We start from the raw sequence: 16,450 nt of genomic DNA on the forward strand, positions 1-16,450 counted from the left end.
AGGCGCAAAGAATATTTCGTCAACACAAGTAACTAACTAGTTAGTACAATAATGACTTGATACTCTATCGTCAAGCTTTTCAATCTAGGGTTTCCACTTAGATGTTCAACTGCAAGAGACACCGCTCCGTGTAAACTCGCCGTTAACAAGAAGGATTTACAAAAACGCAATGCAACCCGCGAAACTCGCCAAAACAACAAAACCCCGCGTTCGTGATGCCAAGGCGACGCGTGAACGCATTTTGTCAATGGCCTATAAAGAATTTGCCGTGCGCGGTTACGACGGCGCGCGCATCGACGCTATCGTGGCGCGCTGCAAAATAAGTAAAAACCTGCTGTACCACTACTTCTCCGGAAAAGAAGCGTTATTTATCGAAGTCATGGAGCGAGCGTACGGCGCAATGCGCGAACGGCAGAATGAACTGGCTCTTCCCGGTGAGGATCCCATCGCAGATATGCGAACATTAGTGATACAAACCGTTCAGCACTTCATTGACCAGCCCGAATTTATTCAGTTGTTGTCAACGGAAAACCTATACAAGGCGAAGCACATCAAGAAGTCCCAAAAGATCACGGCCATGTTCAATCCGCTTAAATCTGCGCTGGACAATATTCTTGAAAAAGGCAAGCATAAAGGCGTCTTTCGACAAGACGTCGACTGGATCGACCTTTACATATCCATATCAGGCTTGGGCGCATACTGCATTTCAAATCGCCATACCTTGTCTTATGTCCTAGGAACCGATCTGGGAACACCCGAGCGCACCGCCAGCCGACTCAAGCATATCCCTGACATGGTGCTCAGTTATCTGTGCGATCTGGGTACGCGTACGGCAAATGGCGCGGCCGCCAAGCCTTCCTGACCCGTCCGCCCTGTGGCAATCAAAATGCTGTCAAAAAATCGTTGATGGCACCCACAAGGGGTGCCGCTACAACAAGGGGTAAATGGCAGCCACAAGGGTGACGGGTACGTTATGTAGCGGCAGCCCTTGTGGCTGCCAAAATCCGCAGCCCTCAAACCCCCTCGTTGCAGCGGCCCCGCAACCAGTAGCCGAAAACCTCCAGCGCCTCTTTGTTGATGGGGTCGTCGTTGTAGGAAACGTAGTATCCCTGCTCATTCGGAATGAAATGGGGGCTGGGGATAAGCAACGCGCCATTGGCCAGTTCTTTAGAAACAAAAATCTCGGGCACCAGCGCCACACCCAGCCCCGATATGGCCGCACTGGTCAACATCGTAAACAGTTCAAACCGACAGCCCCTCAGCGGCCTTGAATCATCGGCCAGACCAGCCGTCGCGAACCACTGCTTCCACGCCTCTTCTCGCGAAGACAGATGCAATAAAGGAAATTGGGCAATAATTTCGGCCGAAACTTCCGGTATGTCGTCGATCAGTTCGCGGCTGCAAATCGGAACCACCTTGCCTTCCCGAAGCAAGAGCTCGCCTCTCGTGCCATGCCACACATCGTCTCCATAATAGATGACGGCATCGAACTGACTATTGTTCAAGACAAACGGGTCTGATTTAACGGTCAGGTTTATATTGATTTTTGAATACTTGCTTCGAAAGTCTTTCAGCTTCGGGATCAGCCATTGCGTGGCAAAGGTGGCGCCAATGGCAATATCCAGCGACGAGCCTTCGTCGCGCTGGATGATCAAATCGGAGGTCGTGCGCTCAATACGCTCAAGGCAGCCTCTTATCTTCATCGCGTAATTCTGGCCGTAGTGGGTCAGCTCGATCCTCTTTTTTACGCGCCTGAACAACACCACGCCCAGCTTGTGCTCGAGCCCGATCATTTGCTTGCTCACTGCGCTTTGTGTGAGGTGCAATTCTTCCGCGGCCCGGGTTAAATTTTCATGCCGCGCCACACATTCGAATATTTCCAGGGCTCCCAGGCTGGGAATCATTTTCCGCATCGTCTGTCGTCCTTCGAATTTATTGATTCGGCAACTTTGCCAAGGCAAGCCGTACCCAATACCTGGCGCCGACTTTTATTAATTGATCGTTGAAATCGTAATGGCTGTTGTGCAAGGCGCAGGACATGGTCCCGTGGCCGGAGCCGGGCTGCGTCAACGCACCATTGCCTATCCATATGTAGCAGCCTGGTTTTTTGAGCAGCATCCAGGAAAAGTCCTCCGCAGCCATGCTGGGCTCGATATCGGTATGAATTTCATTTTCGCCAAAGCTGCTCTTCAAGACCTGCAGACAGAATTCGGCTTCTTCATCATGGTTTATCGTCGGTGGATCGTTGCGCACAAAATTCACTTGTGCTTCGCATCCGAATGCCTCGGCAATCGTCAGAGACAGTTCCTTGACCCGTTTCTCAATGAGATCAAGAACATCCACAGCAAGCGTACGCACCGAACCCACCAGGGTTCCAGCCGCCGGAATCACGTTGTGTGCGCTGCCGACATTCATTTGAGTAATGCTTAAAACGGCCGACGACACGGGGTTCAAATTCCTTGACACCACCGTTTGCAAGGCCAGGGCCAGCTGCGCAATGGCAACGACCGGGTCGTTGGATAGTTGGGGCATCGCGGCATGCGCCCCTTTTCCTTTGACCGTTATGTGGAAAGAGTTGGTAGAGGCCATAATAGGCCCCGGCTTAATGCCGAAATGCCCCAGGGGTAGGCCGGGCCAGTTGTGCATTCCAAAAACGGCATCCATGGGAAAGCGGTCAAACAAGCCTTCGGCCATCATTTTCTGGGCGCCGCCCCCGCTCTCCTCGGCCGGTTGAAATATGACGTAAACCGTTCCACAGAAATCATTATGCAGGGCCAAAAATCGGGCCGCCGCCAATAACATCAATACGTGCCCATCATGACCGCAGCCATGCATTTTATTTGCATGAACACTGGCGTGGGCAAAGGTATTTTCTTCTTTCAGCGGCAAAGCATCCATATCGGCCCGCAGCCCGATGGCCCGAGCGCCCGTCTGCCGCCCACGGATAATTCCAACGACTCCGGTGAGCGCTATCCCGTCGGCCACCTCAATGTGCCACTGCTCCAGCTTGTCCTTGATAAGAGATGAGGTCCGATGCTCTTCAAAGGCAAGCTCCGGATGCGAATGCAAATCCCGGCGCAGCGCCTTCATTTCCTCGTGCCACTCATCCAGGGTCTGGTCAATCTCGACAATATCCATGGCTTTCATTCTTAAATTGTGCCTTTCCGTACCTAGGGTAAACACGTGGTCCATTCCCAGCCGCGACAGAGCTAAACCCGATACAAAGCGGTTCGATACGAATCATTCCATAAGCTCATGACAATCACACCAAACCTCACTTTTCTTATATTCGGTTTACGATTAAGCTTCAAAAGGCCAATTTTGATGCTAGCTACATTTAAACGCAACGAAATAGTACCCATAAGCCAAAACAGCCCTCATAGGACATTCAGCCATGACGAATAAAGCTTTTATCCGAACGGTAGGCAAAATGGCGCTCGCCGCAGCCATTTCAGCCATTTCAATCAGTGCCATCGCCGGTGTGGTTCTCGACCGCGTCGAGAAAACCAAGCAATTGGTCGTGACTGTTAGCGCCAAATGGCCACCCCACGCCTTTTTGAATGATAAACATGAACTGGCTGGCTTTGACATCGACGCCGCCAACGAAATCGCCAAGCGCATGGGCGTCAAAGTCAAATTCGAAACACCCGATTTTAAATTGGTGACCGGCGGCCATTGGAATAACCGCTGGGATCTGGCTGTATTTTCGATCACCCCGACCAAGGCACGCGCCCGCAACATCAACTTCCCCGCCATTTACTACTACAGTTCGTACGTATTTGTCGTCCACAAAGACTCCAAAGCCAAGACCCGCGAAGATCTTAAAAATGTCACCTTCGGTGTCGAAGGCGACACAACGGCCGATGACTATATGCATCACGCCATGCAGCTGGACATGAGCACGGTGCCGCCGTTCAAGTATCTGGACTTCACGCCCAAGATGATCACCTATAAATCGTCCATGCTGCCCTTCGAAGACCTTCGTTTGGGCGATGGGGTACGTATTGGTGCGGTCATTGCCGAAAAAGCAACCGCTGAAAACGCCATCAAACACGGATATCCCGTAAAAATGATCCCTAACGACACCGCGTTCCTGGAACCGGTTGCCATCGTTACCGACAAAGGCGATCCGGAATTCGACAAGAAAATCGCAACCGTGGTCGACTCAATGAAAAAAGATGGCACTCTTAAAGCCATCAGCGAAAAATGGTACGGCGCGGACTATACCCAAGCCACCCCTCAATAACTTCTTGGAGGCGGCGCAAATCGCCTCAAACCATTAACCTGACAGGCGGGGATCTCCCCGTCTGCGAAAACGTGCCTGAATATTCAAACAATTATTACGTCCAAACAATCTCCGTCCATACCCCCTACCCCCGTCTGACCCAAACTGAAGAAGCAGATGTCTGCGTCATAGGCGCTGGCCTGGCTGGACTAACCGCGGCGCTGACGCTGGCCCGGGCAGGAAAACGGGTAGTTTTGCTCGAAGCCGAAAAAGTTGCCTGGGGTGCCTCGGGGAGGAACGGCGGCGTTGTCAGCCCCGGTTATTCAACCAGTTTTGCCAAAATCGCCAAGCGGGCCGGATTGGACGGCGCCAAACAGCTTCATCTGCTGTCAATGGAAGGCGTCGACATTGTCAGAAAGAACATTGCGTCTTTGGATATCCAGGATGCCAATCCCATCGACGGAACTCTTAAGGTCAGCCGGTATGAAAACTCGGCCGAAGCTAAAGAAAATATCCAATGGCTGGAGAAAACGTTTAACTACCGCCTTGAATACAAATCGAAAGAAGAGATCCGCAGCCTCCTGGCATCAGATAAATACATGAATGGCGTGCTCAATCCTCATGCCTTTCATTTTCACCCACTCAACTACGCCCTCGGCCTGGCAAAGGAGCTGGAAAGACTGGGCGGCAAGGTATTCGAAGACTCACGTGCCCTGAAAATCAGCAAGGCCGGGGCAACCAGGCATATTAAAACGGCGCAGGGCACGGTGAAGGCTCCAGAGGTGCTGGTTACCTGCGGCGGCTATACCGATGATCTTGTTCCCCGGCTGGCTCGCAGCTACATCCCCATCTCTACCTATATGGTCGTTACCGAGCGGGCCAAAGATCTTATCGGCACGGCCATCAAATCCAGCTCTTCGATCGGCGACACTCGCCGATCCAGCGATTATTACCGGCTCGTTGACGATGGCGAGCGGATATTATGGGGTGGCATGATTACGACCAAACAGGCTGAGCCCACGCGTCTAGGCGCGCTGCTCAAGCAGCGCATGGTGGACACCTACCCGCAACTGGCCGACATTCGTATCGAACGTTCCTGGTCGGGGAAAATGGCGTATGCCAAGCATTTGATGCCGCAAATAGGCAAACTGGATGATGGCCTATGGTATTGCATGAGCTTTGGCGGCCACGGGATGAATACCACGGCCATCGGCGGCACTGTTATTGCCGAAGCCATTCTTGGGCAATCAAATCGATACACGCTTTTCAGCCCATTCGGACTGGAGTGGAATGGCAGCGTTGCGGGCACGGCGGCCGTGCAATTGACGTACTGGTACTATCAACTTTGCGATTTTCTGCAGGAACGGAAATCGCAGCGCCTGCATTAAGATTGGAGCCCGGAAAATGCCCCTCACTAATCGGAAAAAATACAAGAAAGCCAATACCTTCTACGCCGTTGTCGTTCTGGCGATTCTGATCGGGCTGTATTTTTACTTCTGCATTGAAAATACCTCGTGGCTTTCAGACTTGGTAAAACAGTCTTCCGGCGACCCGGGCCGGGTAAAGTTTTATAGCACTCTGGTCAAATGGGTTTTCGGCGTTGCCTTGTTCATCGCCAATTTCTTTTTGCTGGGAAAAATACCCAAGCGGATCCAGATCCTGATTACCTTTGCGGAATTGTTTGTGCTGCTGGGCCTGTTCATGGCCACCTTCCAGCTCAGCCTGACATTCATCCTGAGCAAAGTGGGCTACATGATTACGCAGGGGGCTTTCACCACCTTGTATGTGTCGGCCATATCCATCTTTATCGCGTTCTGCATCGCACTGGTCACCGCCATCGCCCGGCTATCGTCAAATGGCGTGGCGGTCGGGCTGGCAACCTTCTACACATCGCTCTTTCGCGGACTGCCGCTGCTGATACAGATATTCATTCTGTACCTCGGCTTGCCGCAACTGGGCTTTATCATCAACCCCATCCCGGCGGGCATCACAGCCTTGTCGCTGTGTTACGGCGCCTATATGAGCGAGGTGTTCCGGGCAGGCATTCAAAGCATCCCCAAAGGCCAGTGGGAGGCGTCAAAAGCGCTCGGCCTGCATAAGCGCAAGATCATGCGCCTGGTGATCCTGCCACAGGCCTTGAAAATAATTATTCCACCTACAGGCAATCACTTTATCGCCATGTTGAAGGACAGCTCGCTGGTATCCGTTGTAGGGGTGTGGGAATTGACCTATGTGTCCAGCACGCTGGGCAACCGCGAGTTCCGCAACATGGAAATGCTGGTCACCGCCGCCGCCATTTACTGGATTATGTCGATAACCCTGGAAATCATCCAAAGCCGTATCGAACGAAAGTACAACCCTGCTACCCGTTAACATAAAAATAGAGCGACGCTTCCGTCAGGATGAATCCTATGCAAGACGAAACAAAATATGCCATCACCATGGAGAATGTCAATAAATGGTATGGCAAACACCATGTTCTGAAAGACATCAACATCCGCATAAAAGACCAGGAGAAAGTCGTCATCTGCGGCCCGTCCGGGTCGGGAAAATCAACGCTGATCCGGTGCATCAACGGGCTTGAAGAACACCAGGAAGGGAAAATCGTCGTCGACGACATCGAATTGTGCGATGAGCTCAATTCCCTGGATCAAGTTCGTGGCAACGCCGGAATGGTTTTCCAGTCGTTCAACCTGTTTCCCCACATGACCATCCTGGAAAACTGCACCCTGGCCCCCATTCACGTCAAAGGCATGAAAAAGCACGAGGCCGAAGAATTGGCCATGAATTTCATTTCCCGTGTGCAGATAGCGGATCAGGCGCATAAATACCCCACCCAGCTATCGGGCGGGCAACAGCAACGTGTCGCCATCGCCCGCGCGCTGTGCATGCAACCCAGGATCATGCTGTTTGACGAGCCCACTTCGGCGCTCGACCCGGAAATGGTGAAAGAAGTATTGGACACCATGATCGAGCTGACCGACCTGGGGATGACCATGCTGTGCGTGACCCATGAAATGGGCTTTGCCAAGCAAGTGGCGGATCGCGTCGTTTTTATGGATAACGGCTCGATCATCGAATCCGGTACGCCTATCGAGGTTTTCGAAACTCCCCGGACCGATCGCCTGAAATTATTCCTTAGTCAGATACTGCATAATTGATGCGATTTTTGGCGGTCATGAGGGTTTTTGGCACCCACAAGGGGTGCCACTACAAAACATATCTGTGAATCATGTAGCGCCACCCCTTGTGGGTGGCATTAACCGTGGCCGAATGTCCTAACGCCACACAGACGTAGCGCCACCCCTTGTGGGTGCCAAACAGAATCCATTCACACAAACCATTTATTCAAAGCGCAGACCTGTCCTGCTCCGACACCGCTCGTATGAAAGCCTGGATTTTTTCGGCGGATTTGATGCCAGGCGACGACTCGACCCCGCTGCTGACATCCACGGCATAGGGCTGCACTAATTGGATTGATGCCGCTACCGACGCGGGATTCATGCCGCCCGCCAGTATGATCGGGCGGCTGTCGGGCGACCGCCTGACCGCTTGCAATAACGCCGGGTCCAGCGTCCGGCCGCTGCCGCCGTAGCCCGGGCTATAGCTGTCAAACAACCATCCCGCCGCCCCGCCAAACTGGCGGCATGTGCGCAAGACAGCCTCGGGGCTATCCAGATCGGGCGCGCCAAGCCGGAAAGCCCGCAGGTAGCGATGATGGAAGCTGGCACAGAAATCGGGGCTTTCGTCGCCGTGAAATTGCAAGAGATCGGGCCTGACCTGATCAATGACCGCCTGCACCTGTTCACGTGTTGCATTCACGAATAAAGCCACAACATCGACAAAAGCCGGCACGGCCGCTCGCAAGCTGTGCGCCTGGCCCAAAGACACGAAGCGCGCGCTGGCCGGATAGAACACTAAGCCGATTGCATCGGCGCCCGCCTGCACAGCGGCGGCCACGTCGCCGGCGCGAGTCAGCCCGCAGATTTTTACCCGGGTGCGCTTCATTGGAACACGGCTCCTGGGCCGGAAGCGGCGCCGCTTCCATAGCCATCCAAATGTGAGAAAAACAGAATCGCAACAACCATGAGAATCTGTACGCCTATAAAAGCGCCGGTTCGAAAAAATCGAGGAAAAAAGCCAACAGGAAGATTAGCACACCCACAACAATCGCTTAACTGTCGTTGGCGCAAAACCCCAAGTGCGAAGCAAAAAGCGTTTGCAGCGATGGAGCGGGCAAGCCGAACATGGCCGGGTACTCGACCTGGGCCAGATACAAACCGTCGGCGGCAAAAGTGGGCGCCGCCAATCGCCGGTCGCGTTGCGCGAGCAAGATTTCGATCCATTGCGGCGGCTGCCTACCCTGTCCCACATACAACAAGGCTCCGATCAGATTGCGCACCATATGGTGTAAAAACGCATTGGCCCGCAAGGTGAAAATAAAAAAATCCCCGCGTTGCTCAATCTGCAATTCGTGCATGGTGCGAATGGGGCTTGCCGCCTGGCACTGCGATGAGCGAAAACTGCTGAAGTCATGCTCGCCCAGCAAACACTGTGCGGCCTGTTGCATGGGCACTAAATCCAGGGGCTGATGCACCCATCCCACACGCCCATGCACAATCGGCGAACGCACCCGGGCATGGCGCACCACGTAAATATAAGTACGCGACACAGCCGAGAACCGGGCATGAAACGTATCGGGCACGGTGCAAGCCCATTGCACTGCAATCGTTGTGGGCAGCAAGGCATTGACGCCGCGCACCCAGGATTCCAGGCGCCGCTCGGCTACACCATCCAGATGCACAACCTGCCCCAGGGCATGCACCCCGGTGTCGGTACGCCCGGCACAAATCGTCGGCTGAGGTTGCGCCATAAACCGCGCCAGGGCGGCTTCAAGCGTGTCTTGCACGGTACAGCGATGCGGCTGCGTCTGCCAGCCCTGCCAGGACGCTCCGTCATACGACACGCCCAGCGCCATGCGAGCCATATCAGGTCTTGCTGGCAGGCGTTTCGTCGCTGGGGGGCTGGCTCAAGTCGAGATTGATCTGGTCCAGTTTTTCCTTGACCATGGCTTCGGTGATGGGAGAGGCGCGATCGTCGGAATCATCGTCGCGGGCAACATTGGCCCGACGCAACAGCCATGCAATAACCAGCACAAGCAAAGCCAGCAACGCGGTAATACTGCCCAATAAATGTTCCTGAAACCACGACACGGATTGTCCCGCCTTATTCAAAGCCTGTTTACCCACGTCTGCGGGAGGGTTGACGGCGCCGGGAGTCTTGCCGGCCACCGCGCCACCTGCAGCGCTATTCCTTGCAGAGTTATCCCCTGCCGTACTATTTCCTGCAGCATTATTCGCCGTAGCGCTACTTCCTGAGCTGCTGCTTCCTGAACTACTGCTTCCTGCACTGCTATTTCCTGAGCCGCTATTTCCTGTACCGCTATTTCCTGTACCGCTATTTCCTGTACCGCTATTTCCTGTACCGCTATTTCCTGTACCGCTATTTCCTGTACCGCTATTTCCTGAGCCGCTGCTTCCTGTACTACCGTTACCACTTCCTGAACTGCTATTCCCAGTAGCACTGCTTCCTGCAGTGCCATTCCCTGCCGCGCTACTTCCTGGAACGCTACTTCCTGCAGCGCTACTTCCTGCAACGCCATTCTCTGTAGCGGCACCCCTTGTGGGTGCCACTCCCGCGGCGGAAGACGCCGCCGACCCGCCCGAGGGCTGCCCATTGCTCGCCGCCGAACCCGATGAAGATCCTTGCCCGCCAGCCTGTGCTGCCACGCTTGCGGGGGAATTCGGGCTTCCCACCGCATTTCCCGTAGCACCGGCCACCACGCCCGCGGCATCGGCAATTGACTTGCCCAAGCCTTTTGCGGCCCCCACCACAACGTCTTTAGCGGCCTCTCCCTGCCCTTGCAAGGCCTGGTTGATGTGCTGAACATTTTCTTCCAGCTGCGACACGCGCTTCTGCGTATCGGCAATGCCTTTGTGCGTGGCCACGCGTTGGTCGGCGCGAGCATCGGCCGCAGACATCCCGCCGCTGGAAAGCTTGACCTGATCGCTGGGCTGCGCGGCAGCGGCTGGAGGAGGCGCGGCAGATTCTCGCGACACGGCTCCCTTGTTCGTGGAGCCAGTCCGCAACGGGGCGGATTTCCCACCCGCCAGACGTTGCCGGTACTGAGCAAACGCCAGCGCCTGCTCCTGAAAAATACGCCGCGCCTCGCGATCGCTGACGGCCGTCAGGCTGGCCATATCCGGAACCCACAGCGTCGCGCCCGCCTTGACCAGGTTCATGTTCTGATTGATGAACGCCTGCGGATTGGCGCGCTGTAACGCCACCATCATCTGATAAACGCTCACGCCCCGCACAGCATGGTTTTGGGCAATGGCAAACAGGGTATCGCCACGGCGCACGTGCACGCTCGTATGCGAACGATGGCCCGCCTGCGCCTGCCGGCCGCCCGTTCTTGCACCTGCCGCAGCACTTTGCCCCGCTGCGCCACCGGCCGCCAGGCTATACGGCGACGTTGCCAGAACGCTGACCTGGTACTGCTGCTGGCCGGTCGCCGTATGCACTTCCAGCAACAGATCGGCCACAGACCCACTGAAAGGTTGATCCGAACTGAAGCGAATGACCCTGGATGCGGCGACCGTGCCATGCACCACCTTAACGTGCAAACTGGACAGGGCAACGGGAGGCGTCAGGCCCGCCTGCGTCCAGGCCGCGGCGGGAGCCACGCTGACAGTAAAAGAGCGTAAATCATCGGCGCTAAGCTCATAGATAGGTACATCCATGCGTAGCGCCTGCCCGGGTTCGGACACAATGCGCGAATGGCCAAGCGTTGCCGCGTAGGCGCCCGAACCCATCAGCATGGCTACGGGCAAGGCCGCAACCCATGGTTTAGTGCGCAACCATAAGGTCGATGCAGCCCTGCTGTAGCACTTAGGCATTTTTAGAGTTCACCCAAAATAATACGCAACATGCGGCGCAAAGGCTCGGCCGCTCCCCATAAAAGCTGATCGCCCACCGTGAACGCGCTCAGGTATTCCGGGCCCATAGACATTTTGCGCAAGCGTCCAACCGGAATATCCAGCGTGCCGGTCACCGCCACCGGCGTCAATTCGTGCATGGTCGCCTCGCGCTCGTTGGCGACAACCCTGGCCCATTTCGAACCCTCGCGCACAATATCGGCCACTTCATCGACAGGCACATCACGCGCAAGCTTGATCGTCAACGCCTGGCTATGGCAGCGCATGGCGCCAATCCGCACGCACAGGCCATCGACGGGCGTGGATTGGGTGCCGAAGGCCGGGCCGCGGCCCAGAATCTTATTGGTCTCGGCCTCGGCCTTCCATTCCTCGCGCGACACGCCGTTACCCAAATCTTTATCGATCCAGGGAATCAGGCTGCCCCCCAAAGGTACGCCAAATTGATCATGCGCCAGGCTCGCGTCTTGCTGCTTTAACAAAACGCCGCGGTCGATTTCCAAAATGGCCGAAGCCGGATCATCAAGCAAGGATTTCACGGCGCCGTTGATCTCGCCAAATTGCGTCAACAGTTCGCGCATATGCTGGGCGCCGCCACCTGACGCCGCTTGATACGTCATACAGGTCATCCAGTCGACCAGATGGCTATTGAACAGGCCCGCCAGCCCCATCAGCATGCAACTGACCGTGCAATTGCCGCCTATGTAATTCTTGACCCCGCGCTGCAAGGCGGAATCGATGACCGGGCGATTGACCGGATCGAGCACAATAATGGCATCGTCTTTCATGCGCAAGGTGCTGGCCGCGTCAATCCACAAGCCGTCCCAACCCGCGGCGCGCAGCTTGGGATACACGGCCGTCGTGTAGTCGCCGCCTTGAGCGGTAACGATAATAGGCAATTTTTTCAGTGCGTCGATGTCATAAGCATCTTGCAAGGCCGCCGCACCATCGGCCCACCGGGGCGCGGGGCCGCCGGCATTGCTGGTGGAAAAAAATACCGGCTGGAATAAGGAAAAGTCATTTTCGTCGCGCATGCGCTGCATCAGGACCGAACCCACCATGCCGCGCCAGCCGACCAAACCTACTGCTTGATTCATCAGAGCTCTCAAGAAATCCCGGGCTTCCGGCCGGGGAAGATGTCAATTAAAGGTAAAGGGAAATAAAAAAACTGCCTGTTGACGCTATTTTAGTGCTTTCAAGACGGCATCGCCCATCTCCGAAGTCGACACCTTGCGCGTGCCCGCTTCGAAAATATCGGCTGTACGCAACCCCAGCTCCAATACCGCTTGCACGGCGGCCTCGATCCGGTCGGCCTGAGCCGTTGCGCCCAGCGAGTACCGCAGCAGCATGGCCGCCGACAAAATCGTTGCCAGCGGGTTGGCAATGTTTTTGCCCGCGATGTCGGGGGCCGAGCCGTGGCTGGGCTCGTACAGGCCCTGGTTGGATGCGTTCAATGAGGCCGACGGCAACATCCCGATGGAGCCCGTAAGCATGGCGGCCTCATCAGAGAGAATATCGCCAAATAAATTCCCCGTGACGATAACGTCGAATTCCTTGGGCGCACGCACCAGTTGCATGGCCGCATTGTCGACGTACATATGCGAGAGCTGGACATCCGGATACTCACGCGCAACGTCGATCATGATGTCGCGCCAGAACTGCGAGGTTTCGAGCACGTTGGATTTGTCGACGCTGCACAGCTTCTGACTGCGCTTGCGCGCCGCCTGGAAGCCGACATGCGCGATGCGCCGCACTTCGGATTCGGCGTAATGCATGGTGTCGAACCCCTGGCGTTCGCCCTTGAAGGGGCCATCGGCGACTTCGCGTACGCCCCGTGGCTGGCCAAAATAAATATCGCCCGTCAATTCACGCACGATAAGAATATTCAAGCCGGAAACGACCTCGGGCTTGAGCGATGAGGCGTTGGCCAATTGCGGATATAAGATCGCCGGGCGCAGGTTGGCAAACAAACCCATGGCCTTGCGCAAACCCAGGATAGCCTGTTCGGGCCGCAATTCACGCGGCAGGCTATCGTACTTCCAGTCGCCCACAGCACCGAACAAAACCGCCGAAGACTTTTTCGCCAATTCGAGCGTTGACGGTGGCAAGGGATGCTCCATCGCATCGTAGGCGGCGCCACCCACCGGGGCGGTTTGTATTTCCAGATCAAGATCCAGCGCGCGCAGCACGCGCACTGCCTGCTCAGTAATTTCAGAACCTATGCCATCGCCTGGCAAAACTGCTATTTTGTGACCCATATCCCTTCCTGAATTCAGCATTGGCAACGCGGCGGCGTGAATCGTCTGGATCGAGATCAACACTGTAGATGCTGTTATTTGGCAGCCACAAGGGCTGCCACTACAAACACGCATCCGTGAATCACGTGGAGGCACCCCTTGTGGGTGCCATCCCCAGCCAACCACTTCACCGCGCCCAATAGTCCTTTATAAGGTGTACGACTGACCAAGCCAAGCTTCGTCAGCCAAATGAAAGTAAAAAACGCCAGATTGTGCGATTCATGCAACCAACAGGATGTTTGGCAATGAAAACCCACGATGCCTGTCCGCCGCCCAGGTGGCACCCACAAGGGGTGCCGCTACGTGATTCACGGATACATATTTGTAGCGGCACCCCTTGTGGGTGCCATACCGGCAAACAAGACTGCATCCACAACCACCGCGGCACCTGTGCACCAAACCTATATGCGGCGATACCGCCCGTCAGCCGCACACATCAAGAACGCACCGCGCCTGCCGGAGCCCCTTCAAGCCACGGGTATCGCGCCAGATGCTCGGCCTCGAAGGCCCGTATCTTGTCGGATTTTTGCAAGGTCTGGCCGATTTCGTCCAAGCCACTAAGCATGCTTTGCTTGCGAAACGGCTCGATGTCAAAGGCCAGCTCACGCCCGTCCTGAGCAATCACGACCTGGCGAGCCAGATCGATGCGCAATTTATAGCCCACAAACGCCTTGACCTCATCAAACAGGCGCGCCACCTCCAGCTCGGACAACACAATGGGCAGCAAACCATTCTTGAAGCTGTTGTTAAAGAAAATGTCGGCATAGGAAGGCGCAATAATCGCGCGAAAACCATACTGCGTCAGCGCCCACGGGGCATGCTCACGACTCGATCCGCAGCCGAAATTCTTGCGCGCCAGCAACACCGACGCCCCCTGATAGCGGGATTGATTCAAAACAAAATCGGGATTGAGCGGACGCTTGCTATTGTCCATGCCCGGCTCGCCATGATCGAGGTAACGCAATTCATCAAACAGATTGGGGCCGAACCCCGAGCGTTTAATGGACTTGAGGAATTGCTTGGGGATAATCAGGTCCGTATCGACGTTTTCGCGGTCGAGCGGGGCCACTATCCCATGATGGGTGGTAAATGCTTGCATGATGGCTCCTTAACGAAAATTCCTGACATCGACAAAATGGCCGGCCAGCGCGGCAGCGGCAGCCATTGCCGGACTGACCAGATGCGTACGCCCGCCCTGCCCCTGGCGCCCCTCGAAATTGCGGTTCGACGTTGACGCGCAACGCTCGCCGGGCTCGAGACGATCGGCATTCATGGCCAGGCACATGGAACAACCCGGCTCGCGCCACTCGAAGCCCGCCGCGATGAAAATCTTGTCCAGGCCTTCTTGTTCAGCCTGCTTTTTGACCAACCCCGAGCCGGGCACCACCATCGCCTGCTTCACATTGGCCGCAACGTGCTTGCCACGCGCCACCAGTGCCGCCGCACGCAAATCTTCGATACGCGCATTGGTGCACGAGCCGATAAACACCTTGTCGACGCGAATATCCACCAAAGGAGTATTGGGTTTCAAGCCCATGTAATGCAGCGCACGCTCCATGCCGCTGCGCCGCCCCGCGTCTTTTTCCTTATCCGGATCGGGTACCCGCGCATCCACCGACAAAACCATTTCCGGCGATGTGCCCCAGGTAACCTGCGGCGTAATCTGCCGTGCATCGATGTCAACCACGCGATCGAACCGGGCGCCTTCGTCGGAATGCAAAGTGCGCCAGTACTTCACCGCCTGATCCCACAGCACGCCGGTAGGCGCATAAGGACGTCCGCGGAAATATTCGATGGTTTTCTCGTCGACCGCCACCATCCCCGAGCGCGCGCCCGCTTCAATCGCCATATTGCAGACCGTCATCCGGCCTTCCACCGACAAGGCTCGAATCGTACTGCCGGCGAATTCGATAGCGTGACCCGTGCCGCCCGCCGTGCCGATCTTGCCTATGACATACAGCACCAGATCCTTGGCCGTACAGCCAAAGGGGAGCTCGCCCTCGACACGAACCAGCATGCTGTGGTTCTTCTTCATCAGCAGCGTTTGCGTCGCCAGCACATGCTCGACCTCGGAAGTGCCAATGCCAAACGCCAACGTGCCCAGCGCGCCGTGAGTGCTGGTATGCGAATCGCCGCAAACCACCGTCATCCCCGGCAGGGTCGCCCCTTGCTCGGGCCCGATGATGTGCACGATGCCCTGGCGCAAATCATTCATGCGAAATTCGGTAATGCCGAATTTTTCGCAATTGCTGTCCAGCGTATCCACTTGCAGGCGCGAAATCGGATCGGTAATCCCCTCGCTGCGGGCCGTAGTGGGCACATTATGATCGGCCACAGCCAGATTGGCCCCCACGCGCCAAGGCTTGCGGCCCGCCAGCGCCAGCCCCTCAAACGCCTGCGGGCTGGTCACTTCGTGCACCAGATGGCGGTCTATATACAGCAGACAGGTGCCATCGGGTTCCTGGTGCACAACATGTGCATCCCAGAGTTTGTCGTATAAAGTTCGGGCCATAACAGTGCTCTTGCAAAAGACGGGTTGGACAAGGAAAACCCATTATGCCACCATCAGAACCTAGTACAAGAAGAGATTTTATACTGGTATTAAAAGTGATATCCTGAAGGTGGAAATGGCACCCACGAGGGGTGCCGCTACAAAAAAGCAACCGTAAACGAAACGGCCTGTGAGCCATGTAGTGGCAGCCCTTGTGGCTGCCAAAATCGTCGATAAGCGAAGCGGTATTTATAAAACGCCATGCCACCCACAAGGGGTGGCGCTACAAGCGACGGCCACGCCAATCAAATCCACCAACGATCCCCCAAACATCCACCACACGAGCATCGTGGCCAGTCAAGGTGGGGCGGGCGATTCGGGCACGCCGCGCGCAGGGCCGGCTTCGGGGATGCAAGGCGTGCGCTGTTTGAGTGGGACGATT

15 protein-coding genes are annotated in these 16,450 nt (G+C 55.9%); 6 read left to right on the plus strand and 9 right to left on the minus strand.

Annotation, left to right across the window (positions count from 1 at the left end; translation table 11 throughout):
- The first annotated feature begins 247 nt into the window (after nt 1-247).
- Nucleotides 248-862 carry a TetR/AcrR family transcriptional regulator gene (locus EDC26_RS04540; protein WP_243700773.1) on the plus strand — a complete coding sequence of 205 codons (615 nt, stop codon included), beginning with the start codon at nt 248-250 and terminating at the stop codon, nt 860-862.
- A gap of 151 nt (nt 863-1,013) precedes the next feature.
- Here EDC26_RS04540 and EDC26_RS04545 read toward each other — a convergent pair whose 3' ends face one another.
- Nucleotides 1,014-1,913, minus strand: a complete 900-nt coding sequence (locus EDC26_RS04545) for a LysR substrate-binding domain-containing protein (RefSeq protein ID WP_132580055.1) — start codon at nt 1,911-1,913, stop codon at nt 1,014-1,016.
- 19 nt (nt 1,914-1,932) lie between these two features.
- Nucleotides 1,933-3,138, minus strand: coding sequence for a M20 aminoacylase family protein (locus EDC26_RS04550; RefSeq protein ID WP_132580056.1), 1,206 nt, complete (start codon nt 3,136-3,138; stop codon nt 1,933-1,935).
- A 256-nt stretch (nt 3,139-3,394) separates the two neighbouring features.
- On the opposite strand from EDC26_RS04550, the gene EDC26_RS04555 reads away from it, so the two are divergent.
- From EDC26_RS04555 to EDC26_RS04570, 4 genes are all read left to right on the plus strand, one after another.
- A complete protein-coding gene (locus EDC26_RS04555) occupies nt 3,395-4,246 on the plus strand; it encodes a transporter substrate-binding domain-containing protein (protein WP_207915051.1) in 852 nt (283 codons plus the stop codon).
- 71 nt (nt 4,247-4,317) lie between these two features.
- The gene (locus EDC26_RS04560) at nt 4,318-5,613 is read left to right on the plus strand and encodes an NAD(P)/FAD-dependent oxidoreductase (protein ID WP_243700774.1); all 1,296 of its coding nucleotides are present in this window, start codon (nt 4,318-4,320) and stop codon (nt 5,611-5,613) included.
- Between the two features lie 16 nt (nt 5,614-5,629).
- On the plus strand, nt 5,630-6,598 hold the full coding sequence (locus EDC26_RS04565; protein ID WP_132580058.1) for an amino acid ABC transporter permease: 969 nt from the start codon (nt 5,630-5,632) through the stop codon (nt 6,596-6,598).
- A 38-nt stretch (nt 6,599-6,636) separates the two neighbouring features.
- Nucleotides 6,637-7,386 (plus strand): amino acid ABC transporter ATP-binding protein, encoded by a 750-nt coding sequence (locus EDC26_RS04570; RefSeq protein ID WP_132580059.1) that lies wholly within the window; start codon nt 6,637-6,639, stop codon nt 7,384-7,386.
- 187 nt (nt 7,387-7,573) lie between these two features.
- Here EDC26_RS04570 and EDC26_RS04575 read toward each other — a convergent pair whose 3' ends face one another.
- The 7 genes from EDC26_RS04575 to leuC form a co-directional block, all read right to left on the minus strand.
- A complete protein-coding gene (locus tag EDC26_RS04575) occupies nt 7,574-8,233 on the minus strand; it encodes a phosphoribosylanthranilate isomerase (protein ID WP_132580060.1) in 660 nt (219 codons plus the stop codon).
- A gap of 166 nt (nt 8,234-8,399) precedes the next feature.
- On the minus strand, nt 8,400-9,212 hold the full coding sequence (gene truA / locus EDC26_RS04580; RefSeq protein ID WP_132580061.1) for a tRNA pseudouridine(38-40) synthase TruA: 813 nt from the start codon (nt 9,210-9,212) through the stop codon (nt 8,400-8,402).
- 1 nt (nt 9,213) lies between these two features.
- The gene (locus EDC26_RS04585) at nt 9,214-11,145 is read right to left on the minus strand and encodes a type IV pilus assembly protein FimV (RefSeq protein ID WP_165930908.1); all 1,932 of its coding nucleotides are present in this window, start codon (nt 11,143-11,145) and stop codon (nt 9,214-9,216) included.
- 41 nt (nt 11,146-11,186) lie between these two features.
- A complete protein-coding gene (gene asd, locus EDC26_RS04590) occupies nt 11,187-12,317 on the minus strand; it encodes an aspartate-semialdehyde dehydrogenase (protein WP_132580063.1) in 1,131 nt (376 codons plus the stop codon).
- A gap of 84 nt (nt 12,318-12,401) precedes the next feature.
- Nucleotides 12,402-13,478, minus strand: coding sequence for a 3-isopropylmalate dehydrogenase (gene leuB / locus EDC26_RS04595; protein ID WP_132580064.1), 1,077 nt, complete (start codon nt 13,476-13,478; stop codon nt 12,402-12,404).
- A 475-nt stretch (nt 13,479-13,953) separates the two neighbouring features.
- Nucleotides 13,954-14,616 (minus strand): 3-isopropylmalate dehydratase small subunit, encoded by a 663-nt coding sequence (leuD, locus tag EDC26_RS04600; protein ID WP_132580065.1) that lies wholly within the window; start codon nt 14,614-14,616, stop codon nt 13,954-13,956.
- A 9-nt stretch (nt 14,617-14,625) separates the two neighbouring features.
- A complete protein-coding gene (gene leuC, locus EDC26_RS04605) occupies nt 14,626-16,029 on the minus strand; it encodes a 3-isopropylmalate dehydratase large subunit (RefSeq protein WP_132580066.1) in 1,404 nt (467 codons plus the stop codon).
- 169 nt (nt 16,030-16,198) lie between these two features.
- Between leuC and EDC26_RS20205 the strand changes: the two genes are divergently transcribed.
- Nucleotides 16,199-16,450, plus strand: a 252-nt coding sequence (locus EDC26_RS20205; protein WP_207915052.1) for a hypothetical protein, incomplete at its 3' end; no start/stop codon positions are given.

Source organism: Paralcaligenes ureilyticus (genome assembly GCF_004346225.1).
GTDB classification, from domain to species: domain Bacteria; phylum Pseudomonadota; class Gammaproteobacteria; order Burkholderiales; family Burkholderiaceae_B; genus Paralcaligenes; species Paralcaligenes ureilyticus.